Raw genomic sequence first — 26,002 nt, 5'->3', positions numbered from 1 at the left:
CGACGAAGCCGATCAGGCCCCGCCCCCGGCTGGGCGCCCGGGCGGGCCGCCCCCCCCCCGGCGGGGGGGGCCCCGCCCGCAGCCCCCCCCCCGAGCCCCGGGCGCCGCCGTCAAAGGGGGGCCGCCCCCGGGGCCCCCCCCCCCGACCGCGTACGGCTGGAGCCGCGCCAGCAGCAGCCCGCCGGAGACCGCGAGCAGCAGGGGCGCCGCCACCAGCAGCGGGTCGGGGCCCTGCCCGGCCGGGGCCACCCCGCGCCGCCGGACCTCGAAGACGGCCGCGGCGGTGGCGGCGAACACCAGCAGTTCGGCGACCAGGCGCCGCCGCGGCGCCGGCCCGCGCCGCGGTGACAGCAGCACGGCGGCACGGACGGGAAAGGCCAGCAGCGCCAGCAGGGCCACGGCCGCGGCGGCGAGCAGCGTGCCCGGCCACCGCGGGGTCGGCAGCAGCGCCACGGCCAGGGCGGTCGCCGCGGCCGCGGCCGGCAGCACGGTGACCGCGTTCTCGCACAGGAGCCGGCCGACGATCCCGCCGGGCGAGCCGCCGCGGGCTAGCAGCAGTTGCAGCTCGGCCCGGCGCCGGTCGGCGGTGAGCGCGCCGGCCAGGCAGAACACCACGACCGCCACCCCGGCGACGCCGACCGGTCCGACGGCGGCGAGCGGCGCGGCGGCCTGCTGCCGGGCCTCGGCCTCGGCGAACAGCTTCGGCAGCCGGGAGGTGACGCGCAGGTCGGGGCGGCCGGTGACGCGTATCAGCTCGGAGGCGACCGGTCCGGCGACGAGGGAGGCGACCTCCCGGCGCAGCGCGGGCAGCCGGTCGGCGCGCAGCGGCCCGGTGTCCAGCGGGAGCCGCCAGAAGTCCTGCGCGCCCTGGCCCCAGGGGGCGAGACGGTCGAGGGCGTCCGGACCGACGAGGGCGGCGGTCACCCAGTACTGCCGCGGCGGAGCGGTGTTGGTGTAGTTGGCGCAGGCGTGGGTCAGGCAGGGCAGTTCGGTCCAGAACGGGTCGTCCTCGGAGTGGGCGGCGTACAGGCCGACCACCTCGGCCCGCAGCGGGTTCCCGGCCAGGTCGGGGGTGCCGTCGAGCACCGTGCCGAGACGGACGCCGAGGGTCCGGGCCGCCTGCTGCGACAGCGCGACCGGCACCGGCGCCCCGTCGGGGACGCGCCCGCCCGGCCAGCGCCCCTCGACCAGCCGCACGTGCTCCTCGGCCCGGCGCAGGTGGAGCAGGCCGAGCACGGGCGCGATGCCTTCGGGGCGGGCCAGCTCGGGGTTGTCCAGGGAGCGTGGTTTGACACCTTGGGAGCCGTGCACCGGTCCGGTCGGGGCGATGGTGAAGACCGGTCCGGTACGGGCGGTGATGTCGGCCAGGGTCGCGTCGAGTGCCTCGGCGGTCGGCGGGCCGGAGCGGTGGTAGGAGGTGGCGAGCAGGCTCGTCGGACCGGGCCCGCGCTCCTGCAGGTACGAGCGCAGCGCGCGGTCGGCGCCCCGGTCCAGGGCGCGCGGCAGCGCGGCCGCGAGGAACACGGCCGTGAAGGCGAGGGCGGCGGCGAGCAGGGCGGTCAGCGGGGCCGCGCGCAGCCGCGTCCGCACCCAGGGCGCGGGACGCGTCGTCACGCCGTCCGCCCGGACGGCGGCGGAGCCGGGTCCGGTGCGCGCCTCGTTCCGCCCGCCGCCCGGACGGGTCTGCAGGCCGGTCACATCTCCTCCACGTTCCGCAGCCGGTCCGCCACGTTCCTGCCGCCGCTTCCGGCGCGGGCGCCCAGGACCGCCGACAGCAGCGGCACCGCGGCGACGGCCAGGGCGGTCGCCAGTGTCGCGCCGGCCGGCAGGTCGACCAGCACCTCGGGCACCGGTCGGCGGGCGGCCGGCGTCAGCACCACCATGGGCACCACCAGATGGACGACGAGGGCGCCCAGGGCCAGCCCGACCGCGCTGCCGAGCCCCACCAGCAGGCAGCCCTCGGCGGCGGCCGTCCGGGCCAGGGAACGCCGGGGAGCACCCAGGGCCAGCAGGACGGCGGACTCCCGGGCCCGGTCCCGGCCGGCGGCCGCCGCGGACGCGGCGAACCCGATCGCGGCCAGCACCGCGCAGGCCACGGCGAGCGCGGCCAGTGCGGCCTGGGGGCCGGCGCTCAGCGGGTCCCGGAGCAGCCCGGCGGCCACCTCCTGCCGCAGCTGTACCTGCTGCGCTCCGGCGCGGGAGCGCAGTTCGGCCGCGGCGCGCGCGGGGGCGGGGTCGTCGGCGGAGGCGGCCGGCAGCCACCACTCGGCAGGGGCGGGCAGTTCGCGCGCACCGGAGGCGCCCAACAGGCGTCCCGCGGTGCCCAGGTCGACCGCGAGGGCGGTGTCGCCGGCCACGGGGAGGGACCCGACCGCCGCACCGATCCGCACGGGCACGTCGATACCGCCCAGCCGTACGCGGATCAGGTCGCCCACGGCCGCGCCGACCCCGGCGAGGTAGCCGCGGGTGGCGACCCCGGGCACCTCCGTCACCGGCCGCGCCCCGGGCGGTGCGAGCGCCAGCTGCGCACCGCCGACGGGGTCGCCGCCGCCCCGGTAGCGCAGCCGCAGCAGCTCCGAGCCGTCCTGCGGGCCGGGCAGCAGCTCTCCGGCGGCGGTCCCGCCGGGCAGTTCGGGGGAGGACAGCGTCCACCCGGAGCCGGCTCCGGCGCCCGCCGCGGGGGCCGGTACCGGGACGGCGGCGGCCGCGCCGTCCGGGCCGTCGGACACGGCGAGGCGGCGCAGCACCAGCTCGCCCCCGACGACGGGGCCCTCGCCCCTCCCGTACCCCGTACGGTCGCCCGCGGGAAGGTAGCTGACCACGATCCCGGTGACGCTCAGCGGGGCGGCGGGGGATCCGAGCGGGGCGCCGGAAAGGGTGGCGAGGTCCACCGACGCGGTGGTGTCGCCCCCGGCGCGCAGCTGGACCATCGGGGTCCGGTACGTCAGCCCGAACCGGTCGCGCAGCATCAGCCCGAGCCCCGGGTTGCCGCTGTCCGCGGGCACCCGCAGCGATACGTCGAGGTCGATCCGCCGCGGCTGTCCGGGCAGCGGGATGCCGTCGGCGCCGGGGGCCGCACCGTCGGCCGGCGGCGCGAACAGCTCGCGCATGGGCCGCCCGTCGCGCAGGTCGGCCCGCAGCGGGACCCGCTCGGCCGCGGCGGCGTCCAGCGCGAGGAGCTGGGCGGCGCGGCCGCCGGGCAGCTCCTGGGCGGCCCGGACCACGGGGAACACCCGGTCGCCGCCGGGCAGGGCCGCGTACCGGCCGCCCTGGCCCATCGGGGCGAGGTCGCTGCCGGTGATCCGCAGTCCGCCCGCGGTGGCGAACTCGGCCTGGTCGCGCTGCGAGGAGGACCAGGCGGTGTGCTGGCCGAGGGCCAGGACCCCGCTGGAGACGGCGAGGACGAGCAGCAGGACGGGCCCGGTGGCCCGGCCGGGCCGACGGGCGAGCTGCCAGCCGACGAGGGCCGGGCCGAGGCCGCGGCCCCGAGCCGCGATGCGCCCGCCCAGGCGGGCGGCGAGCGGCAGCAGCCGCAGCACGAGCACGGTCCCGGCGCACAGGGCCAGCGTCGGCGCGGCCACCAGGACCGGGTCGACGCCGAGCCGGCCGCCGGCGCCGGCGGTGGACGGGGCGTCGCCGCTGTAGCGGGAGAGCTGCTGGTAGGCGAGGACGGCGAGGGCGAGCAGCGCCAGGTCCGCCCCGGAGCGGGCGGCGCCGGCCACGAGCGTCCGACGGCTCCCGGTGCGGCGCAGTGCGGCGGCCGCGGCCCCGCGCAGCACGGAGGGCAGCGTGGTCAGCAGGACGCAGGCCAGCGCGCAGGCGGCCGCGGCCGGCCAGAGCAGCCGGATCCCGCCGGTGTCGAGGGGGATCCCGGCCGCCGGGCCGACCGCGCCGAGCAGCCGCAGCAGCGGCGGGGCCAGCAGCGGGGCCAGTACGGCGGCGGGCAGCGCGAGCAGCGCCGATTCGGCGAGGCCGAGGACGCCGATGCGGGCCCGGGAGGCGCCTCGGGCGGTGAGCAGGACCCGCTCGCCTTCCTGGCGGTCCGTCAGCAGGTGTGCGACGAGCAGGAGGGCCGCCGCGGCGAGCACGGCCAGCTGGAGCGCCCCGATCAGCACAGCGGACCGGGCCACCAGCCGGGCCGACTCCAACTCGCCGAGCAACGTGTCCAGTTCGGTCTGGGCCTTGAGGCCCGCGGTGCGCTTCAGCCGGTCGGCGGTGTCCGCGGTGCGGGCGCGCAGGGCCTCCGCTTCGGTGCCGCGGACGTCCGCGAGGTCGGGGGTGAGCAGCCAGGCGCGGCTGTTCTGGAAGAGTCCGCCGGCGGTGAAGGCACTGTCGTCGACCAGGAGCGGGCCGTAGGTGGTGAAGCTGCCGACCTGGACCTCGCGTCCGCCGAGCGGGTCGAGCCGCCAGTACGCGGAGCGCGGGTCGGCCGCCCGGTACACGCCGGTCACCCGGACGCTCAGCGGGGCACCGCCGTAGCGGTCGTCCAGCGTCACGTCGGCGGGCAGTGCCTTCGCGTCCGCACCGAGCGGGGCCAGGGCCTCCTGGGGTACGGCCACGGGGACCGGGCCGCCGGGTGCGGCGACGGGATCCGGCCACCGGCCGGCCAGGAGGGTGGTCCGGCCGCGGTCCAGGGAGGCGAGCAGCGTCAGTGCCGTTTCGGCGCCGCGGGTGTGCGTGCGCGGAAGTCCGTACGGGCGGCTGCGCGACGCGCTCTCGACGCCGGCCGGCAGCCGGTCGCCGAACAGGTCCTTGCCGAAGGCGCGTACGGCGGCGTCGTCCCGGCCGCGCGCCGATGCCGGGTGGTCGCCGGTGACCAGGACGGGGGTCCGGGCGCGGTCCGGTCCGGTCAGGGCCTGGCGTAACCCCGCCTCACCGGCGCCGCGGGTGAACGCGAGCAGTGCGGTCAGCACCGTGGTGGTGATCAGTACGGTCAGCAGCACGGCGGCGGCGAGCGGCAGTCGCCCGCGCAGCCGGCGCACGACGAAGCCGAGCATGTGCCGTTGTTCCTCCCCCGTTCCGGACCACTGGTCCCGGATAGCGGACGATGCTGTCAGATTCGAACGTGTTGCGGAAGGGTCTTGCGCGAAGTAGGTGACGGATGAACAAATTCCCGAGGGAAGCGAAGCAGAAGCGAAGGAAGCGGCGTTTGTCGCTCCATTTCCGGGGGGAGCCCGCACCATGACAGAGGACCACCACGCCGGCCCGGCGGCAGCCGCCCCCATGGTCGCGGTGCGGGACGTGCACCGCACGTTCGGCAGTGGCGAGCGCGCCGTCCACGCCCTGCGCGGTGTCTCCTTCGAGGCCGGGCGCGGCCGGCTCACCGCCCTCAAGGGGCGTTCCGGATCCGGCAAGACCACCCTGCTGAACCTGGTCGGCGGCCTGGACGCCCCCACCGGGGGCACCGTCACCGTCGACGGCACCGACCTCGCCGGCCTGGACGAGGCGGGCCTCCTCGCGCTGCGCCGCGACCGGATCGGCTTCGTGTTCCAGTCCTTCGGCCTGATCCCGGTGCTGACCGCCGCGGAGAACGTCGGTGTCCCGATGCGGATGCGCGGGATCCCGGCCGCGCAGCGCGAGGAGCGCGCCCGCACCCTGCTGGCTCTGGTCGGCCTGGCCGAGCACGCGGCCCAGCGGCCCGGGGAGCTCTCCGGCGGCCAGCAGCAGCGGGTCGCCGTCGCCCGCGCCCTGGCCAACGAACCCGCGCTGATCATCGCGGACGAGCCGACCGGTCAGCTCGACTCGGAGACCGGGCGCTCCATCATGCAGCTGCTGCGGGCGGTGGTCCGCAGCGAGGGCGTGACGGCCCTGGTCGCCACCCACGACCCGGCGCTGATCGAACTCGCCGATGAAGTCGTAGAGTTGCGCGACGGCCGGATCCACCGGCCAGAACCGGCGGAGGAGTTGGCGCGCGGCTGACGGGTCGGCCGTTCCGCTCAGCGCGGGCCCGCGGCCGGCGCACGGCCGTCGACCAGCTCCTCCATCACCCGCGGCGGCAGCGACGGGTTGGCCGCCGCCGCCCGCGCCACCGCGAGGTCGGTGTCGGCGAGCAGCACGACGAGCACCGACGGGGGCAGGGCCGGGTGGGCGGCGGCGTCGCACCGGGCCCGCTCGTCCTGCAGGCACACCAGGAGCGCTCCGGCCGGCGCATGCGGGTGCACCGCGACCTTGCGCAGGGCCCGCCGTACGGGCGGATCGTGCCGGGCCAGCTCCTCCAACAGCCCTGCCGGGGCGTCCGGGTTCGCCGCCACCCGCGCCAGCACCTGTACGCCGTGCAGCGCGACCATGGCGCGCAGCTGCTCCTCGGACAGCCCGGGGTGCGGGGCGACCGCCTTGACCACCTTCGCATCCGGGTCCGCGGCGAGCACATCGCGCAAGCCGTCGGGCAGGTCGTGCCGTTCGGCCACGAGCATGCGGACGCGGGCGTGCGGGGAGGAGGCGAGCTCCGCGAGCTCGGCCGCGGTGGCGGCGGCGATCCTCGGCAGCAGCACCGACCCGATCCGGGTCGCCGAGGCGAGCCCGGGCAGCAGGTCGAGCGGCAGCCGCGGGTGGTGGGCCAGCCGGCGCAGGGCCTCGGTCGTGGAGGCGGGGTCGGCGGCGAGGGCCCGGATCAGCGGCTCGCCGATCCCGGGGTTCCCCGCCACCTCCCACCGGGTCCCCGGGACGGGGTCCGCGGCGAGGCCGGCGTAGAGCTCCTGCGGGAGGTCGGCCCGCTCGGCGAGCGCCCAGCGGACGAGGGCGGAGGGGTGCCCCGCCAGGCCGGCGGCGGCCGCGGGCGGGGTGGCGGGGTTCCGGGCGGCCTGCTGGAGGATGTCGTGCGCGGTGGACTCGTGCGCCCCGCTGCAGGCGGCATCGGGAAGCAGGTCGCAGTCCGTGCGCGGGCAGTCCGGCGGGTGCGTGAAAGGGACCGGCTCGCGGTCGCAGACCAGGCAGGAGCGCGGCGGGGCGAGCCCTTCGCCGGTGATCAGCGCGGCCAGGGCGGCGGGGGGTGTCGTTGGGTTGCCCGCGGCGGACCTGCGGACCTCGGCGTGCGGGTGTGCGGCGAGCCGGGCGGCCGTTGCCGGGTCGGTGGTCCAGAGCGCGAGTTCGGCCACCACCTCGGGGTCCGGGTCGGCGGCGAGGGCCGCCGATGCCGCGGGGGGCAGGTCGGGGCAGGAGGCGAGCCGCCGCCGCACGTCGGGATCCGGGTGCGCGGCCAGGGCCCGGGCCCACCGCCCGGCCCGGCCGCCCGGCTCCCGCCGAGGGGCAGCGGCTTCGCCCGGCGCGTTCGTCTGCGCCGCCGCTGCGGGGGCTCCGCCCCCGAACCCCCGCGCCTCAAACGCCGGCGGGGCTGGAATGGCGGGGGCTGCGCCCTCGGGCTCGGGTGCCTCAAACGTGGGTGGCGCTGGGCTGTCGAGGAGGGCCAGGGCCACGGATGGTCGGGCCAGTGGATCCACGTCGAGGACCTGGTGGCCCTCGCGCGCCAACTCCTCCGCGACGCAAGCGTCCAGTGCCGCGAGGGCGCGTATCTGCTCGGCCCGTAGATCCGCCCGACCGGCGAGCGCGAGAGCCACTTCCCATTCCGCGTCGGGGTCGGCGTTCGGGTCCGGGCTCTGCGGCGCCGTGGCGGCAAGGATGACGAGGCGGGTGAGGAGCGCGGGCGGGAGGGCCGGGTTGGCCGCCAGGCCGGGGAGGAGGTGACGGGTCATGCCGCGGCCCCCGTCCCGGCGGGCCGGGGTCGCGTGGCCGCGGTCGTGCGCGGTGCCTGCGGCGTGGCGGCGGCGGGCGGTGCGTCCGGCCCGGCTTCGGGGTCCGGGGCCGCGGCGGCGCGCAGCGCCTTCGCCAGGGCTTCGGCGTACGGGTGCGGGGTGCGGCGGCGGGGGGTGATCAGGCCGAGGTGGCGGGCCGGGCGTGGCGGGGCCACCCGTACCGCCGTGCAGGAGGCGGGCACGGCCAGCGAGATCTGCGGGACCAGCGAAACGCCCACGCCCGCCGCCACCAGCGTCTGGGCGAAGAAGTAGTCGGTGGTGGAGGCCGCCACCTGCAGCTCGAAGCCGGCCAGGGCCGCGTACCGCCGCAGGAACGCCTCGGTCTTCAGGCAGCCCAGGACCCAGCGGGCACCGCCCAGTTCGGCCGGGTCGAGGCAGGCGCGGCCCGCGAGGGGATGGCCCTGCGGCAGCACCAGCCACAGCGGATCGTCCATCAGCGGCGTCCAGTCCAGCCCGGCCCGCACCGGCGGCGGGCCGTCGAAGTGGTAGGCCAGGGCCAGGTCCGCGCCGCCGCTGCGCACCAGCGCGACGGCGGCCTCCGGCTCGGCCTCCAGCACGGTGAGCTCGACCTCGGGCCGTTCGGCCACGAACCGCGGCAGCGCCGACGGCAGCAGGTGCCGGCCCCCGCTCGTGAACGTGGCCAGCGTCAGCCGCGGCCGTCCGGCCGACAGCCGGTCGATCGCGCTGCGGACCTGGTCCAGCTCGGCCGCGATCGTCTCGGCCGCATCCACCAGCAGCCGCCCCGCCTCGGTCAGCGTGACCCCGCGGGTGCTGCGCTCGGCCACCGGATGGCCGAGGCTCCGCTCCAGCGCGGCGATGTGCTGGGAGACGGCCGAGGGGGTCAGCAGCAGCGCCCCGGCGGCCTTGTTGAAGCTGCCGTGCTCGGCCACGGCCCGCAGTACGCGCAGCCGCTGCACATCGATCATCAGTATCCCTTGACACCCGTTCAACAAGCGGCCCGTTCCATTGGGACGATACAGCGGCAGCGGCGGCCCGACCCGTCAGCCCTTCCCCGTAGGGGTGCCGCCAACGAACGGCGAACCAGCCGACATAGAGCCGCTTCATCGCGTGACGGCGAGGACGAGAGACGCTGCCGCCAGAGCCAGGCAGCCGCCGGGAAAAGCGATGTTGTAGTACACGCGAGCACGGATGTGTGCGGCGACGGCACCGATGAGGACACTCGACTGCTGCGCTACTTCATTGCTGTGGCGGAGGAGGGAACCCTCAGCCGCGCAGCGGAACGACTGTTCGTTTCCCAGCCGGCGCTCACGAAACAGATCAAGCAACTGGAGACCCAGCTCGGAGTGCGACTGTTCACGCGGTCCCGCACCGGCATGACCCTCACGGAACCGGGCTCGACCCTGGCAGAGCGGGTGCCCGCGCTGCTGGCCGACTGGGCCCGGGCGCTGCGGGAGACCAAGGGCACCGCCGGCCGGGCAGCCCGCTTGCTGCGGGTCGGCTTCATCGCCAGTGCCGCCAACGAGGCGACGCCGCGCATCATCGCGGAGTTCTCCCGGCGTCGGCCGGGCTGGCGGGTGGACATGCGGCAGGCCACCTGGTCGAATCCGAGCGCCGGGCTCGTCGGCGGAGACGTCGACGTCGCCCTGGTGCGGCTGCCCTTCCCCGGCCAGGACTCCCTGCGGACGGCGGTACTCTTCACCGAGCCCCGCTGGGTCGCCCTCCCCGAGGGGCACGCTCTCGCAGCACGCGACGTGATCCCGTTCCGCGACCTGTGGGATGAGCCGTTCGTGGCCGCTCCGCCCGAAACGGGCCGGTGGCGAGACCAATGGCTGGCCACCGATGAACGCGGCGGCCACCCGGTCCGCATCGGCGCCGTCACGGACCAGCCGGACGACTGGCTCAGCGCCATGGCCAACGGCTACGGTATCGCCCTCGCCCCGGCATCCGCCGCTCGCTTCTACGCGCGGCCCGGCATCGCCTACCGCCCCGTCAGCGGCGTGAGCCCCAGTGAGGTGGGTGTCGCCTGGGCCGTCACCGACGACGGCAACCCCGTCGTGCAGGACTTCGTCCACTGCTGCCTGGACACACCGTTGCCGGAAGTGACCACCACCACCTGATCACCCGGGCGGTACGGCATCCCCGGCTCGGCGCTCCAACGGTGTTGCTACTGCCGAGTTGCTCACACTGAAGGTGACGCTGCCGGCCCGGTAGCGGTCGTCGGTCCACTCGATCGGCCGCCCGGTGGCGGTGGCCGATACATGCCGCTGGCGCAGCAGCGGGCTGCCGCGCCGGATCTCCAGCAGCCGGGCGTCCTCGCTCCCGGCCGGCAGGGCGTCGATGAGGTGCTCGCCGTAGTGGGCGACGATCCCGGAGCCGTGCGCGAGGCTGTCCATGACCGAGCGGCAGTCCTCCGGCAGGGCCTCGACCGCCGCCGCGACCCAGTCCGCGTACGCCGTCCGCTCCACCATCGTGGGCTCTCCGTCGAGCAGTCGCAGCCGCAGCACCGCGAGGACCTCGGTGCCGGCGGGCAGGGCGAGCCGCTCCGCCTCCTCCGGGGTGGCCGGCCTGCGGGTGCGGGCCAGGAAGCGGCTGGTCACCTCGTGTCCGATGCCCTCGGCCCACTGGGCGAAACTGTTCAACTCGCCGAAGCTGTGCCGCCGCTCGTGGCGCAGGACGATCCTGCGGGCCCCCTGCCGCGAGCCGATCAGGCCCTCGGCGGCGAGGGTGGCGACCGCCTGGCGGACCGTGCCGCGCGAGGCGGACCAGCGGGCGGCGAGGTCGCTCTCGGAGGGCAGTTGGGCCCCCACCTCGTACGCGCCGGACAGGATCGCCGAGCGCAGCGCCTCGGCGATCTCGAGATAGCGGGCCGTGCCCATGCCGTGTCCCCCTTGCCGTCGGTGTGCACCGCCAGCCTAGGCGGGACCCGGTCCAGAAGATCATCTCCGGTCCGTTTGTCACGGCTTCTTTCGGTCATTCTCCGGTCTTCGTCGAGCCGTGCCCCGCGGTCAAGCCGCCGTTCACCGTCCGTACAGTGAGACCGGGCGAACTGGAGCCACTTGTTCAGACAAGTAGACCGCTGAATCCGCCGAACGTCTCCGGGAGAGACCGTGCTCCGTTCCTCCGCCGCCGCCCGCCGCGGCGCCACCGCCCTGCTCGGCGCCGCCGTCCTCACCACGCTGGGCGCGTGCGGCGCCGCCCCCGACCAGTCGGCCGGGGCCCCGGCCGGCGGCAAGGCCGCGGCCCGGCCGGGCGCCGCCGTCTCCGTCGCCGACTTCGGCGGCATGGACGCCCTCGTCGCGGCCGCGCAGAAGGAGGGCAAGCTCAACGTCATCGCGCTGCCGCCGGACTGGGCGAACTACGGCGAGGTCATCAAGGCGTTCGAGGCCAAGTACAAGATCAAGGTCAACAGCGAGAACCCGGACGCCACCAGCTCCGACGAGATCGCCGCCGTGAAGTCCCGCAAGGGCCAGGACCGCGCCCCCGACGTCCTCGACCTCGGCATCGCCTTCGCGCGCAGCGGCGCCGGCGAGAACCTGTTCGCCCCGTACAAGGTCACCGCCTGGGACAAGATCCCCGCCGCCCAGAAGGACGCCGACGGCCGCTGGTACAACGACTACGGCGGCTACATCTCGATCGGCTGCGACGCGACGAAGATCACCACCTGCCCGCAGACCTTCGCCGACCTGCTCAAGCCGGAGTACAAGGGCAAGGTCGCCCTCAACGGCAACCCCACCAAGTCCGGCTCGGCCTTCGGCGGCGTCTACGCGGCAGCCCTCGCCAACAAGGGCTCCTTCGCCGACATCCAGCCCGGCATCGACTTCTTCGGGCAGTTGCGCAAGAGCGGCAACTTCATCCCCGTCGAGTCCACCCCGGCCACCGTCGAGAAGGGCGAGACGCCCATCTCCATCGACTGGGACTACCTCAACGCCGGCTACGCCGAGCAGTTCAAGGACAAGGGCGTCGACTGGAAGGTCGCCGTCCCCGCCGACGGCGTCTACGCCCAGTACTACTCGCAGGCCGTCAACAAGGAGGCCCCGCACCCGGCGGCCGCCCGCCTGTGGATGGAGTTCCTCTACAGCACCGAGGGCCAGAACCTGTGGCTGAAGGGCCACGCCCGGCCGGTGCTGCTGCCCGCCATGACGCAGGACGGCACCGCCGACAAGGACGCCGCCGCCAAGCTGCCGCAGACCCCGGGCACGCCGGCCTTCCCCGCCTCCCCGGAGCTGGACAAGGCCAAGGCCACCCTCGCCGAGAAGTGGGACAAGGCCCTCTCCTGATGTCCACCCCCGCCCTCACCCCCCACGCGGAGGACACCGCCGGCGGCAGGCCCGACCCTGCCGCCGGCGGCGGACCCGGCACCTCCGCCGCGGCGTCCTCCGCCGCCGCCCCCTCGGCCGCCCCCGCCTCCGCCGCCCCCGCCGCGGCCCCCGCCTCCGCCCGCCGGCGCCGCCGGCGCGGCCCGCGCACCTGGCTCGCAGCCCTCCCGCTCCTCGCCTTCACCGGGATCTGCTTCGGCCTCCCGCTCGGCGCCATCGCCTTCGGCGCGGTCACCCGCACCGACCCCGCCGACGGCGCCACCCGCCCCACCGGCGAACACCTCGCGCGCTCCCTCCAGGGCCCGTACCTCACCTCGCTCCTCGGCAGCGTCCAGCTCTCGGCCCTCACCGCGCTGATCGCCACCGTGCTCGGCGTGCTGATCGCCCAGGCCGTCGTCACCTCCCGCTCGACGGCCCTGCGCAACGCCACGCTGACCGCCTCGGGCGTGCTCGCCAACTTCGGCGGCGTGCCCCTCGCGTTCGCGTTCATCGCCACCGTCGGCATCTCCGGCGTGGTCACCCAGCTCGCCGACCTCACCGCCCTCGGCTGGAACCTGTACTCCTTCACCGGCCTCGCCGTGGTCTACCTGTACTTCCTGATCCCGCTGATGGTGCTCGTCACCGTTCCCGCACTGGACGGGCTGCGCCCGCAGTGGCGCGAGGCCGCCCGCAACAACGGGGCCACGGCCTGGCAGTACTGGCGCCTCGTCGGCCTGCCCGTCCTCGCGCCCACCCTCCTCGGCGGCTTCGTGCTGCTCTTCGGGACCGCCTTCGCCGCGCACGCCACGGCCGCCGCACTCGTCGGCGGCTCCGTCCCCCTCGTCACGCTCAAGATCGCCGACGCGCTGTCCGGCAACGTGCTGACCGGCCAGGAGAACGTGGCGCTCGCCCTCGGCCTCGACATGATCCTGATCGCCGGCCTCGTCATGGCGGTCCACCTGCCCCTCCAGCGACGGAGCGCCCGATGGCTGCGATGACACCCCGCCCGTGGCGCGTCGCCGTGCTCGTACCCGCGGCCGCCTACTTCCTCCTCCCGCTCCTCGCGTCCTTCGTCTTCACCGTGCACGTGCCCGGCCAGGGCATCGACTTCGGGGCGTACACCCAGCTGCTCTCCGCCGACGGGTTCGCCCCGAGCCTGCTGCTCTCCCTCGGACTCGCCGCCGCCACCATCGCCCTGTCCCTGCTGCTCACCGTGCCCGCGCTGATCGCCGTACGGCTCGGGGCGCCCCGCCTGCGGCCCGTCGTCGAGGTGGTGTGCACGCTGCCGCTGGTCGTCCCGCCCATCGCCCTGGTGACCGGGATCACCACCGTGCTGCGCTGGGGCCCCGAGCACCTGTCGCGGACCCCGCTCTACCAGACCTTCCTGGCCGTCCAGAACCCCGACTTCCCCGTCGTGCTGGTCCTCGCCTACACGGTGCTGGCGCTGCCCTTCGTCCACCGCTCCCTCGACGCCGGCCTGCGCGCCGTCGACGTGCCCACGCTGGTCGAGGCCGCCCGCAGCTGCGGCGCGAGCTGGGCGTACGTGGTGCTGCGGGTCCTGCTGCCCAATCTGCGGGCCTCCCTCGCCGGCGCCGCCTTCCTCACGCTGGCCCTGGTCCTCGGCGAGTTCACCATCGCTTCGCTGCTGGGCTTCCAGCCGTTCGCCGTGTGGATCGTCTCCATCTCCGGCGCACACGCCCGGATGTCGGTCGCCGTCTCGATCCTCAGCCTCCTCGTCACCTGGCTGCTGCTGCTCGTCCTCTCGCGGGCCGCGACCTTCCCCTCCGCGGTGTCCGCCGCCCCCCGTACGCCCGCCACCTCCCGCAAGGAGTCCTGACCCCCATGCCCACCACCCTTCCCGCGGCCCGGAAGCCCGGCGGCCCCGCGGACCCCGAGGACCTCGCGGACGGCACGAACGGCACGGACGGCGCGGCCACCGCCACGGGCGCGCGGGTCGTCTTCCGCGGCCTGCACCGGGCGTTCGGCTCCACCACCGCCCTCGACGGCCTCGACCTGACCGTCGAACCCGGCGAACTCCTCGCCCTGCTCGGCCCCTCCGGCTGCGGCAAGACCACCGCCCTGCGCATCCTCGCCGGCTTCGAGCAGCCCGACGCCGGCGAGGTCCTGATCGACGGCGAGGACATCACCCGTGTCCCCGCCAACCGCCGCGACATCGGGATGGTCTTCCAGTCGTACAGCCTCTTCCCCCACCTCAACGCCCGCGACAACGTGGCCTTCGGCCTGCGCGTACGGGGCGTCGGCGCCGCGCAGCGCCGCGAACGCGCCGCCGAGCTCCTGGACCTGGTCGGCCTGCCCGACCACGGCGACCGCTTCCCGCACCAGATGTCGGGCGGCCAGCAGCAGCGCGTCGCCCTCGCCCGTGCGCTGGCCCTGCGCCCGCGGGTCCTGCTGCTCGACGAGCCGCTGTCGGCGCTCGACGCCAAGGTACGGGCGAACCTGCGCGAGGAGATCCGCCGGCTCCAGCTCTCCCTGGGCATCACCACCGTGTTCGTCACCCACGACCAGGAGGAGGCGCTGTCGATGGCCGACCGCGTCGCCGTCATCGGCGCCGGCCGGCTCGAGCAGTGCGCGGCCCCGGCCGAGCTGTACGAGCGCCCCGCCACGCCGTTCGTCGCCGAGTTCGTCGGCACCATGAACCGGCTGCCCGGCCGGCTCACCGACGCGGGCCTGGTGGAGGTGGCCGCCGCGGGTGCCCGGCTGCCCGTCGACGGGCCCGTCCCGCAGGGGACGCGGGAGGTGGAGGTGCTGGTGCGCCCCGAGAACGTCACCGCAGCCGCCGACCCGGAGGGCGCGGCCACCGTCCTCACCGCCTCCTTCCTCGGCGCCGTGACCCGGCTCCGGCTCGAGCTGCCCGGGGCGGCCGCCCCCGTCAAGGCCGACGTGCCCTCGCGGGACGCCGCCGACCTGGTGCCGGGGGCGCGGGCCGCCGTCGGCCTGGTCGAGCGGCCCGTGCTCGCCGTGGCCCGGAGCGCCGGATGAGCGCCCTGGCCGCCGTCCTGTTCGACATGGACGGCACCCTCGTCGACACCGAGGTCCTGTGGTGGCAGGCCACCGCCGAGGTCGCCGACGGGCTCGGCCACGCCCTGGGCGGTGCGGACGCCCCCGAGGTCGTCGGCCGGGCCGTGGCCGACACCGCCGCCCACCTGGTGCGGGTCTCGGGCGGGGGAGACCCGCACCGGGTGGCCGAGGAGCTCACCGAGCGGTTCTTCCGGCGGGTGGCCGCCGGCGCCCCGCTGCGGCCCGGCGCCGACCGGCTGCTGGCCGAACTGGCCGCTCAGGACGTCCCCTTCGCCCTGGTCAGCGCCTCGCCCCGGCTGGTCGTGGACACCGTGGCCGGCGGGGCGCTGGCCCACGTCCCGTTCGCGTTCACCCTCTCCGCCGACGACACCCCGCGCACCAAGCCCCACCCGGATCCCTACCGGGCGGCCGCCGAGCGGCTCGGCGCCGCACCGGGGGCCTGCGTGGCCGTCGAGGACTCCCCGGACGGCGCGGCCTCGGCCGAGGCCGCCGGCTGCGCGGTCCTGGTGGTGCCGTCCCTGCTGGAGGTCGCCGCGTCCCCGGCGCGGTCCTTCGCTGCCTCCCTGGAACACGTCGACCTCGCCGGGCTGCGGGGCTGCCTGCGCTGAACCGCCGCCGCCGGGTTCACGGGCCCTGGAACCGGACCTCCGGCCGGGATGTCCCCGGCCGGCAGGCCGAAGTGCCGCTGGAGCACGGGGCGTCGCAGAAGCTGAAGAGGTCGGCCCCCGCCACGGTCAGCCACCGCGTCCAGCCGCCCGGCGCCGGCCAGGTCCGGTCCCGGGTGCGGTCGGTCCCGCCGGGCCGGCGCACCTCGTCGTCGGTGCCGAGCATCAGGAACGGCCGCCCGCCGAGCCCGTCGGCGGGCAGGGCGTCAAGAACGGGCCGTCCCTGTCGACCCCCGCGGAGATCCGGCGGTCCGCGAGCATCGCGGAGGCCGTGGCGGCCCCGCCGATCGAGTGGCCGGCCATGCCGATCCGCGAGCGGTCGACGGCCGCCGCGTTGCACGCCGTGCAGGTGAGGATCCGGCCGTCCGGGAGGGCGGTGCCCGAGGTCTCGTAGGCGTGGTCGACGGAGGCGACGAGGTACCGCGCGAGGCCGGGTCCTCGGCGAGGTGCGTGAGCGTGAACCGCGGCACCCCGAACCCCGGCGACAGCACCACCGGCGGGTGCCGTCCCGGCGCGGGCCGCACGTCCACCCCGCTGTGGGCATCCGGGCCACCTCGCGCACCGAGGCCGGATCCCCGACCCCGACCCCGACGCCGCGCAGCAGCCGCGCCTCCTCCTCCGCGGCGTACGGGGCCGGCCGGCCCGGCGCGTGCGGCGCCGCCGGATGGTGGACGGTCACCATCAGCTCGCGCCCGTCGGCCTCGGGCAGCGTGCGCGCCGGTGGGCGCGAGTCGCATCCCTCAGACGGCCAGGCCGAGGAGCCGCAGGACTCCGTCCACGTACGCGGCCGATACCGAGCCCGGCCGGGCCGCCGCCTCGCGCCGCAGCGAGTCCGCGCCGCGGCGGACGAAGGCCGCGCACCGGCCGTACAGCCCGGCCTCGTACGCGGACCCGTCGTCGTCCGAGCCCAGCAGGGCGACCAGGGCCCACAGCAGGGCCTCCCGGGTCGCCAGCCGGGGCGGTCCCGCCGTCCACACGGCCATCAGCACCCCGCACACCGCCGGGGCGGGCTCCTTGAGCACCCCTGCCTGGAACGCGTGCCCGTTCAGCGCGCGGTAGGCCGCCGGATGGCCCTCGGCCGCGTTCCACAGCGTGTCCACCAGGTGCCCTGCGCTGCGGCCGCATCCGCACACCATGGAATCCCAGTCGTGCCGGGCGATTTCGGCCACGACGGCGTCGGGCACCAGCGGGCTGCTGCGGGGCTTGTCCGTCCCTCTCATGGCAGCAGTATGAGGACCCCCTCGGACAACGAACCAGGGGGCCCGCCCTCCGGCCGAGGGGGCGATTTCAGCCTCGCCGGCGTTTGAGGCGCGGGGTTTGGGGCGGAGCCCCGAGAAACCCGGCTCCGCCGGGCACCGGGCTCCGCCCGGACCCGCGCCTCAATCGCCGGCGGGGCTGGATGTGCCGGACGCGGCTTCGAAGGGGGGGAGGTGGTGACGGATTGGGCGAGCTCCCGGCTCAGGTGCTGGCGGAGTCGGCTGGGCTTCCGGGGCGCTGCCCCAGACCCCGCGCCTCGGTCGCCGACGGGGCTGATTTTGCCGACCTCTCGTCACAGACGTCGGCGGAGTCGGGGTCTGGCAGGGGCGGACCGGCGCGCCGAGGTGACCTCACCCGCCGCGCCGCGTTAGACCCCGTAGCGCACCACCACCGAGCGAGGGAGAGAACGTATGCACGCCGCATCCGCCTGCGCACCACCGACCCGCCGCGCGGTCCTCCGTACGGCCTTCACCGCGGCGGTGCTCGCCGGCACCGCCGCGGCCCTGGCACCCGTGCTCCGCGCCCGCCGCCCCCGCCAGACCGTCACCCCGGCCCCCCTCGCCGAGGAGACCTACCGCGGCCGGCACATCTCCGTCAGCGCGGCCGGCGTACGCATCGACGGCCGCCCGCTGCACGTGATGCAGCGCGCCGACGGCAGCTACCTGAGCGGCATCAACCACTTCCAGTCCTTCGCCACCCCGCTGGAACTCGCCCGCGCCGCCGTCGACGAACTCGGCACCACCCAGCTGGCACTCGCCGCCCCGCACCACGGCTGACGCACGGAACGGGAGGAGCCCCGCGTTGTACACCCGGCAGAACCAGCGGAACCTGACCAGCGCCCAGAAGAGGCGGTTCACGGCAGCGGTGCTGGAGCTCAAGCGCACCGGCGCGTACGACGACCTGGTGCGCACGCACGACAAGTACTTCGTGCCCGACAAGGACACCAAGCTCCGCGTCGGGCACATGTCGCCGTCGTTCTTCCCCTGGCACCGCCGCTACCTGCTGGAGTTCGAACGGCTGCTCCAGGACGTCGCCCCGGGCGTGAGCGTCCCGTACTGGGACTGGACCACGGACAACAGCCCGGCCTCCTCCCTGTGGGCGGAGGACTTCCTCGGCGGCACCGGCCGCGAGGGCGACCGCCAGGTGATGACCGGGCCCTTCGCCCACCGCGAGGGCAACTGGGAGATCACGGTGGGCTTCTCGGAGGCCCGCTTCCTCACCCGCAACCTCGGCCGGCCGCAGAGCCCGGTCGCGCTGCCCACCGCGGCCGAGCTCCAGTGGGCCCTGGACGACCCGGTGTACGACACCGATCCCTGGAACTCCACGGCGCGCGACGGCGGGTTCCGCAACAAGCTGGAGGGCTGGGCCGCGCCGAAGAGCGAGCGCTGGCGCAACCACAACAAGGTCCACCAGTGGATCGGCGGCCACATGACGGGCGGGGCCGCGCCCAACGACCCCGCGTTCTGGCTGCACCACGCGTTCGTGGACCTGCTGTGGGACCGCTGGCAGCGACAGCACCCCGGCTCCGGCTATCTGCCCGCCGCCCCGCTGCCCCTGGGCGACCTCCAGCACAACCGGGTGATCTCCCTGGACGAGCCGATGCCGCCGTGGGGCATCACCCCGCGCGAGATGCTCGGCCACCAGGGCCTGTACCGCTACGAATGAGCGCCAGTCGACAGTCGACAGTCGTGTGAAAGGCCCCCGCCGACGGCGGGGGCCTTTCGTCTTCAGCCCGTCATCGGGGCGTCAGCAGGCTCTTCAGGCGAGCCGGATCAGTCGCCGTAGCCCTCGGTGTGGTGCTTGTCGCCGCCCGACTGGTTGATGCAGACGTTGCCGAACGCGGGGTTCAGCAGCGCGACGATGTTCACGGTGTTGCCGCACACGTTGATCGGGATGTGCACCGGAACCTGGACGACGTTGCCCGACACGACACCGGGCGAGCCGACGGCCGCACCAGTAGCTCCGGCATCGGCGACGGCCAGACCCGCACCGGCGGCCAGAGCGCTACCGGCGGCAGCGGTGACGGCGACTGCCTTCGCGATACGCAACATCAAGATCTCCTCGTGAGATGGGGGGCGCCGCAAGATCTGCGGCGTTTGACATGGCGTACAACGCCGGGGGAGCCCAGGGGTCACGGCCGCTGGGCCGTCGTGGTGAAGTCGAACCGCACGGAGGCGAAACGCGGCGTGATCTGGCCGCCCCCGCCCGGCGGGAGGACCGCGATCGGGCTGCCCTTGCAGCCCGGCTGCGGGTACAGGGTCGCCGTGCCGGTGGTCTGGTTGGCCACGCCCCGGGCGCCGCCGCCCCTGGCCTCCACGCAGCCCCGCGGCGAGCTCAGCACCTGGACCTTGTCGCGCTGGTTGACGTACTGGAAGTCGGCCCCGGAACCGGCCGCCGAGGCGGGTTGCGCCGTGCCGGCGGCGGCCGCGAGCAGGAGCAGGGGGACGGACAGCAGGGGTACGGACAGCAGGGGGCCCGGACCGGCCGGCAGGAGGGAGCGGGCCCGGCGGGGGAGGTCGTACGTGGGAGGTCGCATGCCGGTCCAACCCGGACCCGCCCGGACCGGGTCACGCCTTGTCACCCCTCGCAGGGCTGTGCGACCGTGCCCCCAGAGACGACGCGGCACACGCGGCACACACGGCCCACGGGCCCGCAGCCGCACCGGCAACCGGCGGGAGCACGACACCATGAGCGCAGCGGGCGGCAGCGGCCGGACCCGGGTCAGGACCGGACACGGGGTGGTCGAGGGCCGCACCGGCCCGGGCGGGACCGCCGTCTTCCGGGGCATCCCGTACGCCGCCGCGCCCGTCGGCGCGCTGCGCTTCGCCGCGCCGCAGCCCCCGGCCGCCTGGGACGGCGTGCGCGACGCGGGCGCCTACGGGCCCACCGCGCCCAAGGTGCCCTACCCGCCGGTCTTCGCCGCGCTGCTGCCCGACCCGGAGGTCCCCGGCGAGGACTGCCTCAACCTCAACGTGTGGACCCCGGCCCCCGCCCCCGGCGCCCGGCTGCCCGTCATGGTGTGGCTGCACGGCGGCGCCCTCACCCGCGGCTCCTCGGCCGTCCCCGTCTACGACGGCTCCGCCTTCGCCCGCGACGGCGTCGTGCTCGTCTCGGCCAACTACCGCCTCGGGGTCCTCGGCTACGGGCTCTTCCCCGACGCCCCCGCCAACCGCGGCCTCCTCGACCAGATCGCCGCCCTGGCCTGGGTCCGGGAGAACATCGAGGCCTTCGGCGGGGACCCCGACCGCGTCACGGTCTTCGGTGAGTCCGCCGGCGCCATCAGCACCGGCGCCCTGCTGGCCGCCCCCCGCGCCACCGGCCTGTTCGCGCAGGCCGCCCTGCAGAGCGGCGCCCCCGAGGTGCTGCCCCGCGAGCGGGTGCGCGCCGTGGTCCGGCGGATGGCCTCCCTGCTGAAGGTGCCCGCGACCGCCGGGGCCTTCGCGCAGGTTCCCCTGCCGGACCTGCTCGCCGCACAGGGCGCCGTGCTGCGCCGCTCGAGCCCGCTGGCCGGCGGGCCCGCCTTCGGCCTCGTCGCCGACCCGGACACGCTGCCCGCCGACCCGCTGGAGGCGGCGGCCGCCCGCGACGACGTGCCGCTGCTGCTGGGCTGGACCAGCGAGGAGTACCGGCTCTGGCTCGCCCCCAGCGGCGCGCTGCGGCTGCTGGACCGGTTCGGCCCGCTCACCGTGGCGCTCGCCCGCGCCCGCAGCGGCAAGGACCGGGCCGCGCTACGGGCGCTGCGCGCCGCACTGCCCGGCGCGGGCCCGGCGGAGCTCGCGGGCCAGCTGCTGACCGACCGGCTGCTGCGCGACCCGCTGCGCCGGCTCGCCGGGGCCCGCCGCTCGGCCCCCAGCTTCGTGTACGAGTTCGCGTGGCCTTCCGGAGTGCCGGGCCTGGGCTCCTGCCACGCCCTGGAGCTGGGCTTCGTGTTCGACACCCTCTCCGTACCGGAGTCGGCGTGGCTGGCCGGCCCGGACGCCCCGCAGGAGCTCGCCGACCGGATGCACGCGGCGTGGGTGCGCTTCGCCGTGGCCGGGGACCCGGGCTGGCCCGCCTGGAACGGCGACGGCCCGCCGATGGTGTTCGGCGGGCCGCTGCCGGCTGGTGCTGGTGCTGGTGCTGGTGCTGGCGCTGGTGCTCAGGAGGCGGAGGCGGAGGTCACTCCACCGGTCCTTCCATGACCTTGCTGATGAACTGGATCGGACCCTCGCCCATGTTGGGCACGTAGGTCTTGGCGTTGTGCTGGCCGCCGGGGATGACCCTCATGCTGGTGTGGACCGGGCCCTTGCCGTAGGTGGCGATCCACTTCTGCACGTCGGGCAGGGTCTTCTTGTTGCTCTCGTTGTCGCCGACCTGGAAGGCGAGGTAGACGTCCGGGCCCTTCTTGTCGATGAGGGCCTTCGCCAGCACCTCCGGGTTGTTCTCGGCCTTCTCCTTGTCGAAGCCCTTCCACAGCGAGGAGTCGGGCACGACGTCCGGGCCGGAGCAGATGGCGGCCTTGAACTTGTCCGGGTGCTTCAGGACGGCCTTCAGGCTCGCGAAGCCGCCGGTGGAGGAGCCCATGTAGGCCCAGCCGTCACGGGACTTGATGGTGCGGAAGTTCGCCTTCATCAGGTCCGGGACGTCCTCGGTCAGCCAGGTCCCCATCTTGGGCTGGTTGGGGATGTCGGAGCCGTCCCAGTAGATGCCCTTCTCGTCACCGGACGGGTTGAGCACCGGCATCGCCAGGAGGAAGGGCTTGCTCTTGCCCTCCGCGTACCACTTGCTGATGCTGGTCTGCAGGCCCAGGTCGGTGCCCATCCAGTAGTTGCTGGGGTAGCCGGCGCCGCCCGGCAGGGCGATCATGACCGGGAACCCGCTCTTGGCGAACTTGGGGTCGTTGTACTCCTTGGGCGCCCAGACCCAGACCTTGCCCTTGAAGCCGGACTTCTTGCCGTCCAGCGTGGTGACAGCCACGTGCGTGCCGTCGCTCAGGGTCATCGTGTTCTTGAACTCGGCCGCGGGGCCCGTGGGCATCAGGGCCTTGGAGTTCGGGTTCTGCTTGGGGGCCTCGGCCGCCTTGCCGCCGGCGGGCTTGCCGAAGGAGACGTCCTTGCCCTTGTCGGTGAAGGGGGGTATCTCGAAGTGCCACATCACGCCGGCGGCTATGCCGAGGAGCGCCAGCACGGAGACGATGGCTATCAGCCAGCGCTTGCCGCGGCGGGGGCGGCGCGGTTCGTCCTCGGGCTCGAATCCTTCGTACCGGGGCTGTGGTGGCCCGTACGGGGGCTCGTACTGCTGCTGGGAGTCGTGCGGCTGCGCGTACGAGGTGCCGTAGGGCTGCTGCTGGTACTGCCCTTCGGGCCGGTACGCCTGGCGTTGCTGTCCGTCGGGTGAGTACGACATGTGCGGTTGCTCTCCGGCTGGTGCTGCCCCGTCGGGGGGTGGTCTCTTTTCCGTTTGAAGGATGAGCCTACGCGGTCCGCGGTTCCCTCTTTTCCACCTCTTGGCCAGCTCTGGGGGTGGCCGTTGCCGAACACCCGGAGGCCGACCGGAGTTCCCGAGGTGTTGGCCCGCCGTCCCTGGCCCATGCACATGGCCCGGCGTATGGTGCCTGCGCGCCGCCGCCCAGAACCTGTTTCCCCCTGCCCGGAGGTACCCCCGTGTTTGGCATGACCTCTTCATGGTCCCGCCGCAAGACCGCCCTCGCCACCGCCTTCGGCCTCACCGCCGCCGGCACCGCCCTGTGGGCCGGCCTCGGCAATGCCCAGCCCGCCCACGCGGCCGGACTCCCCGCCCCCGACCACGTCGTCGTCGTGGTCTTCGAGAACCACGCCTACAGCCAGGTCATCGGCAGCTCCAGCGCCCCCTACATCAACTCCCTGAAGGCGGGGGGTGCCAACCTCACCCAGTCCTTCGGCATCACCCACCCCAGCCAGCCGAACTACCTCCAGCTCTTCTCCGGCTCCAACCAGGGCCGCACCGACGACAGCTGTTACACCCCCGGCTTCAGCTCCGCCCCCAACCTCGCCTCCGAGCTCATCGCCGCCGGCAAGACCTGGGGCAGCTACAACGAGGGCCTGCCGAGCCAGGGCTCCACCACGTGCAGCAGCGGCAAGTACGCCCGCAAGCACAACCCCTGGTTCGCGTTCTCCAACGTGCCGACGAGCTCGGCCAAGACCATGGCCCAGTTCCCGACGGACTTCACGACCCTGCCCAAGGTGTCCTTCGTCGTCCCGGACCTGTGCAACGACATGCACGACTGCTCCGTCGGCACCGGCGACACCTGGCTCAAGAACAACCTCAAGGCCTACGCGGACTGGGCCAAGACCCACAACAGCCTCCTCGTCGTCACCTTCGACGAGGACAACCGCCTCTCCGGCAACAAGATCCCGACCGTCCTGTACGGCCAGCCCGTCACCCCCGGCAGCACGTCGGCCACCACCTACAACCACTACGACATGCTGCGGACCCTGGAGGACCTGGCCGGTCTGACCACCCACGCCGGGAACGCCGCCACCGCCAAGGACATCACGGGGATCTGGACGTCCTGACCATGTACGTTGCGGACAGTCGCGGTACCCCCGCGCCCGCCGTGACCCCCGAGCCGCCGGCCGTCGCCCCGGGCACCAGCCCGGGGCGGCGCGCCGCGCTCGCCCCCACGGTGCTCGCCCTCGGCACGGTCAGCCTCATCACCGACGTCTCCTCCGAGATGGTCACGGCCGTGCTCCCGCTCTACCTCGTCGCAGGCCTCGGCCTGTCCCCGCTCGGCTTCGGCCTGCTCGACGGGCTCTACAACGGCATCAGCGCCCTCGTCCGGCTCACCGGCGGCCACCTCGGCGACCGCTTCGGCCGCCACAAGGCCCTCGCCGGCCTGGGCTACGGCCTTTCCGCCGCCTGCAAACCGCTGCTGCTGCTCGCGCACACCCTGCCCGCCATCGGCGCCGTGCTCGCACTCGACCGCACCGGCAAGGGCCTGCGCACCGCCCCCCGCGACGCGCTGATCTCGCTGGCCTCCACCCCGCAGGACCGCGGCCGGGCCTTCGGCGTCCACCGGGCCATGGACACCGCCGGCGCCCTGATCGGCCCGCTCCTGGCCTTCCTGATCCTGCGGGGCGCCGCCGACGGGTACGACGCCGTCTTCACCGTCAGCGCCTGCGTCGCCGCCCTCGGCGTGCTCGTCCTGGTGCTGTTCGTCCCGGGCCGGCGCACCGCGCCCTCCGCCGCCGCCGAACCCGTCTCGCTGCGGGCCGCCCTCGGCCTGCTGGGCCTGCGCGACCTGCGCCGCACCGCCCTGTGCGCCCTGCTGCTCGGGCTGTGCACGGTGAGCGACGCCTTCGTCTTCCTGCTGCTGCAGCGCGCCACCGGGATCGCCGACCGCTGGTTCGCCCTGCTCCCGCTCGGCACGGCCGCCGCCTTCTTCCTGCTCGCCCTGCCGCTCGGCCGGCTCGCCGACCGGATCGGCCGCTGGCGGGTCTTCCTCGGCGGCCACCTCGCGCTGCTCGCCGCGTACGGACTCCTCCTGGCCGGCGGCCGGCACCTGGCTCTGCCGTACGCGGTGCTCCTGTTGCACGGCGGTTTCTACGCCGCCACCGACGGCGTCCTGATGGCCGCGGCCGCCGGAGCCGTGCCCGAGGAGCACCGGGGCGGCGGGCTCGCCCTCGTCCAGACCGGGCAGGCCCTCGCGCGCTTCGCCGCCTCCCTCGGCTTCGGCGCCGCCTGGACCGTATGGGGCGCCCGCCCCGCACTCGCCACCGCCGCAGTCCTGCTGGCCGTGGTCGTCGCCCTCTGCCTGCGGCTGCGCCCGGCGGACGGCGAAGACGCCGAAGACGCCGCGTCCGGCGCCGGCACCTGAGACGCCGGACGCCGAGCCGCGCGGCGTCCGGGCGTCCGAGCGTCCGAGCGTCCGGGCGGCCCGACGTCCGAAGCTCCCCCCATCCCCGAAAGGCCCCCATGACCCTCCAACGCCGCATCCTGATCCTCGTCTGCGCCGTCGTCCTGCTCGCCGCCGTGGGAGTGCTCGCCGTCGTACGGGCCTCCTCCCGGGCCGACGAGAAGAACCAGCCGCAGGCCGGCGGCCCGCAGATCAGCCGCGGCACGGTCTCCCTCGCCCCGGGTGACGGCGGGCGGCGCATCGTCTTCCGCAACATGGCCTGGGGCCCGCATCGCGACGAGCTCGCCACCGTCCCCGCGGACGCACCGGGCGGGCCCCGGACCGCCTCCGGAGTGAGCTGCCTGCGCTTCCACTCCGCGGCCGGCACCGGGATCTGCCTCCAGGCCGACAAGGGCGGGGTCCAGGAGGGCTACCGCGCCGTCGTCCTCGACGCCGGCCTGAAGGAGACCGCCGCCTACCCGCTGGCCGGCATCCCCACCCGGGCCCGGGTCTCGCCCGGCGGGCACCTCGCCGCCTGGACGGTCTTCGTCGGCGGGGACAGCTATGCGGGGACGAACTTCTCCACCCGCACCTCGCTGCTCGACCTGCGCACCGGCCGGCTCGAGGGCTCGCTGGAGGACTTCACGATCCGCAAGGACGGCAAGACCTACCGCAATGCCGACGTGAACTTCTGGGGTGTGACCTTCGCCTCGGACGAGCGGACCTTCTACGCGACGCTCGCCACCGGCGGCCGCACCCACCTGGTCCGGGGCGACCTCGCCGAACGCACGGTGACCACCCTGCGCGAGAACCTCGAATGCCCCTCGCTGTCGCCCGACGGGACCCGGCTGGTGTTCAAGAAGCGGGTGCAGGGCCTGCCGGACGACGCCCCCTGGCGGCTGTACGCCCTGGACCTGGCCTCCCTGCAGGAGACCCCGCTCGCCGAGGAGCGCAGCGTGGACGACCAGGTGGTGTGGACGGACGACCGGAACGTCGTCTACTCCCTGCCCGGGGACTTCGGGGCGGACCTGTACACCGTCCCGGCCGACGGCAGCGGCGCGCCGGCGCGGCTGATGACATCGGCCCTCGCCCCGGCCTTCCTCGGCTGACGCCGCGGGGCCGGCCCGAGGGCCGTGGGCCCGAGTGAGCCCGTTCCGTCGGACCTGCGCAGGACCGTTCCGTCGG

At 75.3% G+C, this 26,002-nt stretch carries 23 protein-coding genes and 1 pseudogene; 13 read left to right on the top strand and 11 right to left on the bottom strand.

The window, feature by feature from the left end; genetic code table 11:
- Nucleotides 1–12: 12 nt before the first annotated feature.
- Nucleotides 13–1,698: a hypothetical protein gene (locus tag ABZ924_RS18090; protein WP_361910192.1), complete on the bottom strand. Its 1,686-nt coding sequence runs from the start codon at nt 1,696–1,698 to the stop codon at nt 13–15.
- Nucleotides 1,695–4,997, bottom strand: a complete 3,303-nt coding sequence (locus ABZ924_RS18085) for an FtsX-like permease family protein (RefSeq protein WP_361910190.1) — start codon at nt 4,995–4,997, stop codon at nt 1,695–1,697. The genes ABZ924_RS18090 and ABZ924_RS18085 overlap by 4 nt, the downstream gene beginning before the upstream one ends.
- Before the next feature lie 184 nt (nt 4,998–5,181).
- On the opposite strand from ABZ924_RS18085, the gene ABZ924_RS18080 reads away from it, so the two are divergent.
- Nucleotides 5,182–5,919 carry an ABC transporter ATP-binding protein gene (locus tag ABZ924_RS18080; RefSeq protein WP_361910187.1) on the top strand — a complete coding sequence of 246 codons (738 nt, stop codon included), beginning with the start codon at nt 5,182–5,184 and terminating at the stop codon, nt 5,917–5,919.
- Between the two features lie 17 nt (nt 5,920–5,936).
- Here the strand turns inward: ABZ924_RS18080 and ABZ924_RS18075 are convergent, their stop codons facing one another.
- The 3 genes and pseudogenes from ABZ924_RS18075 to ABZ924_RS18065 form a co-directional block, all read right to left on the bottom strand.
- Nucleotides 5,937–7,688, bottom strand: a complete 1,752-nt coding sequence (locus ABZ924_RS18075) for a hypothetical protein (RefSeq protein ID WP_361910184.1) — start codon at nt 7,686–7,688, stop codon at nt 5,937–5,939.
- The gene (locus ABZ924_RS18070) at nt 7,685–8,674 is read right to left on the bottom strand and encodes a LysR family transcriptional regulator (RefSeq protein WP_361910182.1); all 990 of its coding nucleotides are present in this window, start codon (nt 8,672–8,674) and stop codon (nt 7,685–7,687) included. The genes ABZ924_RS18075 and ABZ924_RS18070 overlap by 4 nt, the downstream gene beginning before the upstream one ends.
- Before the next feature lie 135 nt (nt 8,675–8,809).
- Nucleotides 8,810–8,917 (bottom strand): annotated as a pseudogene (locus ABZ924_RS18065) (DoxX family protein); the annotation flags it as partial.
- Between ABZ924_RS18065 and ABZ924_RS18060 the strand changes: the two are divergent.
- Nucleotides 8,900–9,826, top strand: a complete 927-nt coding sequence (locus tag ABZ924_RS18060; RefSeq protein ID WP_361910179.1) for a LysR family transcriptional regulator — start codon at nt 8,900–8,902, stop codon at nt 9,824–9,826. The pseudogene ABZ924_RS18065 and the gene ABZ924_RS18060 sit on opposite strands and share 18 nt — an antisense overlap.
- On the opposite strand, the gene ABZ924_RS18055 is transcribed toward ABZ924_RS18060, so the two are convergent.
- Nucleotides 9,827–10,585, bottom strand: coding sequence for a GntR family transcriptional regulator (locus tag ABZ924_RS18055; RefSeq protein ID WP_361910176.1), 759 nt, complete (start codon nt 10,583–10,585; stop codon nt 9,827–9,829).
- 273 nt (nt 10,586–10,858) lie between these two features.
- Here ABZ924_RS18055 and ABZ924_RS18050 point away from each other — a divergent pair, with 273 nt between their 5' ends.
- From ABZ924_RS18050 to ABZ924_RS18030, 5 genes are read left to right on the top strand one after another with little or no spacing between them, the layout of a single operon-like run.
- Nucleotides 10,859–11,986 (top strand): extracellular solute-binding protein, encoded by a 1,128-nt coding sequence (locus ABZ924_RS18050; protein ID WP_361910229.1) that lies wholly within the window; start codon nt 10,859–10,861, stop codon nt 11,984–11,986.
- Nucleotides 11,986–13,002 (top strand): ABC transporter permease subunit, encoded by a 1,017-nt coding sequence (locus tag ABZ924_RS18045; protein WP_361910173.1) that lies wholly within the window; start codon nt 11,986–11,988, stop codon nt 13,000–13,002. The genes ABZ924_RS18050 and ABZ924_RS18045 overlap by 1 nt, the downstream gene beginning before the upstream one ends.
- A complete protein-coding gene (locus ABZ924_RS18040; RefSeq protein ID WP_361910170.1) occupies nt 12,990–13,841 on the top strand; it encodes an ABC transporter permease subunit in 852 nt (283 codons plus the stop codon). The genes ABZ924_RS18045 and ABZ924_RS18040 overlap by 13 nt, the downstream gene beginning before the upstream one ends.
- A 5-nt stretch (nt 13,842–13,846) precedes the next feature.
- Nucleotides 13,847–15,004 carry an ABC transporter ATP-binding protein gene (locus ABZ924_RS18035; RefSeq protein WP_361910167.1) on the top strand — a complete coding sequence of 386 codons (1,158 nt, stop codon included), beginning with the start codon at nt 13,847–13,849 and terminating at the stop codon, nt 15,002–15,004.
- The gene (locus tag ABZ924_RS18030; protein ID WP_361910164.1) at nt 15,001–15,651 is read left to right on the top strand and encodes an HAD family phosphatase; all 651 of its coding nucleotides are present in this window, start codon (nt 15,001–15,003) and stop codon (nt 15,649–15,651) included. Before ABZ924_RS18035 ends, ABZ924_RS18030 begins: the two co-directional genes overlap by 4 nt.
- 16 nt (nt 15,652–15,667) lie before the next feature.
- Here ABZ924_RS18030 and ABZ924_RS18025 read toward each other — a convergent pair whose 3' ends face one another.
- Nucleotides 15,668–15,874, bottom strand: a complete 207-nt coding sequence (locus tag ABZ924_RS18025; RefSeq protein ID WP_361910161.1) for a hypothetical protein — start codon at nt 15,872–15,874, stop codon at nt 15,668–15,670.
- Between the two features lie 574 nt (nt 15,875–16,448).
- On the bottom strand, nt 16,449–16,928 hold the full coding sequence (locus tag ABZ924_RS18020) for a hypothetical protein (RefSeq protein ID WP_361910158.1): 480 nt from the start codon (nt 16,926–16,928) through the stop codon (nt 16,449–16,451).
- A 447-nt stretch (nt 16,929–17,375) separates the two neighbouring features.
- Here ABZ924_RS18020 and ABZ924_RS18015 point away from each other — a divergent pair, with 447 nt between their 5' ends.
- Together ABZ924_RS18015 and ABZ924_RS18010 are read left to right on the top strand one after the other, a co-directional pair.
- On the top strand, nt 17,376–17,741 hold the full coding sequence (locus ABZ924_RS18015; RefSeq protein WP_361910155.1) for a tyrosinase family oxidase copper chaperone: 366 nt from the start codon (nt 17,376–17,378) through the stop codon (nt 17,739–17,741).
- 25 nt (nt 17,742–17,766) lie between these two features.
- Nucleotides 17,767–18,630: a tyrosinase family protein gene (locus ABZ924_RS18010; RefSeq protein ID WP_361910153.1), complete on the top strand. Its 864-nt coding sequence runs from the start codon at nt 17,767–17,769 to the stop codon at nt 18,628–18,630.
- 107 nt (nt 18,631–18,737) lie between these two features.
- Here ABZ924_RS18010 and ABZ924_RS18005 read toward each other — a convergent pair whose 3' ends face one another.
- Nucleotides 18,738–19,016 (bottom strand): chaplin, encoded by a 279-nt coding sequence (locus tag ABZ924_RS18005; protein WP_361910150.1) that lies wholly within the window; start codon nt 19,014–19,016, stop codon nt 18,738–18,740.
- 80 nt (nt 19,017–19,096) lie between these two features.
- Entirely contained in the window at nt 19,097–19,501 is a 405-nt protein-coding gene (locus ABZ924_RS18000) for a hypothetical protein (protein ID WP_361910147.1), read from the bottom strand.
- A 151-nt stretch (nt 19,502–19,652) separates the two neighbouring features.
- Here ABZ924_RS18000 and ABZ924_RS17995 point away from each other — a divergent pair, with 151 nt between their 5' ends.
- Entirely contained in the window at nt 19,653–21,146 is a 1,494-nt protein-coding gene (locus ABZ924_RS17995) for a carboxylesterase family protein (RefSeq protein ID WP_361910144.1), read from the top strand.
- Here the strand turns inward: ABZ924_RS17995 and ABZ924_RS17990 are convergent.
- Nucleotides 21,124–22,350 carry an alpha/beta hydrolase-fold protein gene (locus tag ABZ924_RS17990; protein ID WP_361910141.1) on the bottom strand — a complete coding sequence of 409 codons (1,227 nt, stop codon included), beginning with the start codon at nt 22,348–22,350 and terminating at the stop codon, nt 21,124–21,126. The genes ABZ924_RS17995 and ABZ924_RS17990 overlap by 23 nt on opposite strands.
- Before the next feature lie 266 nt (nt 22,351–22,616).
- On the opposite strand from ABZ924_RS17990, the gene ABZ924_RS17985 reads away from it, so the two are divergent.
- The 3 genes from ABZ924_RS17985 to ABZ924_RS17975 all read left to right on the top strand — a co-directional run bounded on the left by ABZ924_RS17985 (nt 22,617) and on the right by ABZ924_RS17975 (nt 25,926).
- Nucleotides 22,617–23,498 carry an alkaline phosphatase family protein gene (locus ABZ924_RS17985; RefSeq protein WP_361910138.1) on the top strand — a complete coding sequence of 294 codons (882 nt, stop codon included), beginning with the start codon at nt 22,617–22,619 and terminating at the stop codon, nt 23,496–23,498.
- A gap of 2 nt (nt 23,499–23,500) precedes the next feature.
- Complete coding sequence (locus ABZ924_RS17980; RefSeq protein ID WP_361910135.1) at nt 23,501–24,799, top strand: MFS transporter; 1,299 nt, start codon at nt 23,501–23,503, stop codon at nt 24,797–24,799.
- A 98-nt stretch (nt 24,800–24,897) separates the two neighbouring features.
- Entirely contained in the window at nt 24,898–25,926 is a 1,029-nt protein-coding gene (locus ABZ924_RS17975) for a hypothetical protein (protein ID WP_361910132.1), read from the top strand.
- Nucleotides 25,927–26,002: the final 76 nt, after the last annotated feature.

Origin of the sequence: Streptomyces sp. NPDC046876, assembly GCF_040645035.1 — a bacterium.
Classification (GTDB): Bacteria; Actinomycetota; Actinomycetes; order Streptomycetales; family Streptomycetaceae; genus Streptomyces.
The sequence above is the reverse complement of the archived record's forward strand: the minus strand, read 5'-3'. Positions and strand labels throughout refer to the sequence as shown.

Bases quoted from the DNA above. Each gene is read 5' to 3' on its own strand.
- ABZ924_RS18085 (WP_361910190.1), bottom strand. From the start codon at position 4,997: ATGCTCGGCTTCGTCGTGCGCCGGCTGCGCGGGCGACTGCCGCTCGCC.
- ABZ924_RS18080 (WP_361910187.1), top strand. From the start codon at position 5,182: ATGACAGAGGACCACCACGCCGGCCCGGCGGCAGCCGCCCCCATGGTC.
- ABZ924_RS18075 (WP_361910184.1), bottom strand. From the start codon at position 7,688: ATGACCCGTCACCTCCTCCCCGGCCTGGCGGCCAACCCGGCCCTCCCG.
- ABZ924_RS18070 (WP_361910182.1), bottom strand. From the start codon at position 8,674: ATGATCGATGTGCAGCGGCTGCGCGTACTGCGGGCCGTGGCCGAGCAC.
- ABZ924_RS18055 (WP_361910176.1), bottom strand. From the start codon at position 10,585: ATGGGCACGGCCCGCTATCTCGAGATCGCCGAGGCGCTGCGCTCGGCG.
- ABZ924_RS18045 (WP_361910173.1), top strand. From the start codon at position 11,986: ATGTCCACCCCCGCCCTCACCCCCCACGCGGAGGACACCGCCGGCGGC.
- ABZ924_RS18040 (WP_361910170.1), top strand. From the start codon at position 12,990: ATGGCTGCGATGACACCCCGCCCGTGGCGCGTCGCCGTGCTCGTACCC.
- ABZ924_RS18035 (WP_361910167.1), top strand. From the start codon at position 13,847: ATGCCCACCACCCTTCCCGCGGCCCGGAAGCCCGGCGGCCCCGCGGAC.
- ABZ924_RS18030 (WP_361910164.1), top strand. From the start codon at position 15,001: ATGAGCGCCCTGGCCGCCGTCCTGTTCGACATGGACGGCACCCTCGTC.
- ABZ924_RS18025 (WP_361910161.1), bottom strand. From the start codon at position 15,874: ATGCTCGGCACCGACGACGAGGTGCGCCGGCCCGGCGGGACCGACCGC.
- ABZ924_RS18020 (WP_361910158.1), bottom strand. From the start codon at position 16,928: ATGAGAGGGACGGACAAGCCCCGCAGCAGCCCGCTGGTGCCCGACGCC.
- ABZ924_RS18015 (WP_361910155.1), top strand. From the start codon at position 17,376: ATGCACGCCGCATCCGCCTGCGCACCACCGACCCGCCGCGCGGTCCTC.
- ABZ924_RS18005 (WP_361910150.1), bottom strand. From the start codon at position 19,016: ATGTTGCGTATCGCGAAGGCAGTCGCCGTCACCGCTGCCGCCGGTAGC.
- ABZ924_RS18000 (WP_361910147.1), bottom strand. From the start codon at position 19,501: ATGCGACCTCCCACGTACGACCTCCCCCGCCGGGCCCGCTCCCTCCTG.
- ABZ924_RS17995 (WP_361910144.1), top strand. From the start codon at position 19,653: ATGAGCGCAGCGGGCGGCAGCGGCCGGACCCGGGTCAGGACCGGACAC.
- ABZ924_RS17990 (WP_361910141.1), bottom strand. From the start codon at position 22,350: ATGTCGTACTCACCCGACGGACAGCAACGCCAGGCGTACCGGCCCGAA.
- ABZ924_RS17985 (WP_361910138.1), top strand. From the start codon at position 22,617: ATGACCTCTTCATGGTCCCGCCGCAAGACCGCCCTCGCCACCGCCTTC.
- ABZ924_RS17980 (WP_361910135.1), top strand. From the start codon at position 23,501: ATGTACGTTGCGGACAGTCGCGGTACCCCCGCGCCCGCCGTGACCCCC.
- ABZ924_RS17975 (WP_361910132.1), top strand. From the start codon at position 24,898: ATGACCCTCCAACGCCGCATCCTGATCCTCGTCTGCGCCGTCGTCCTG.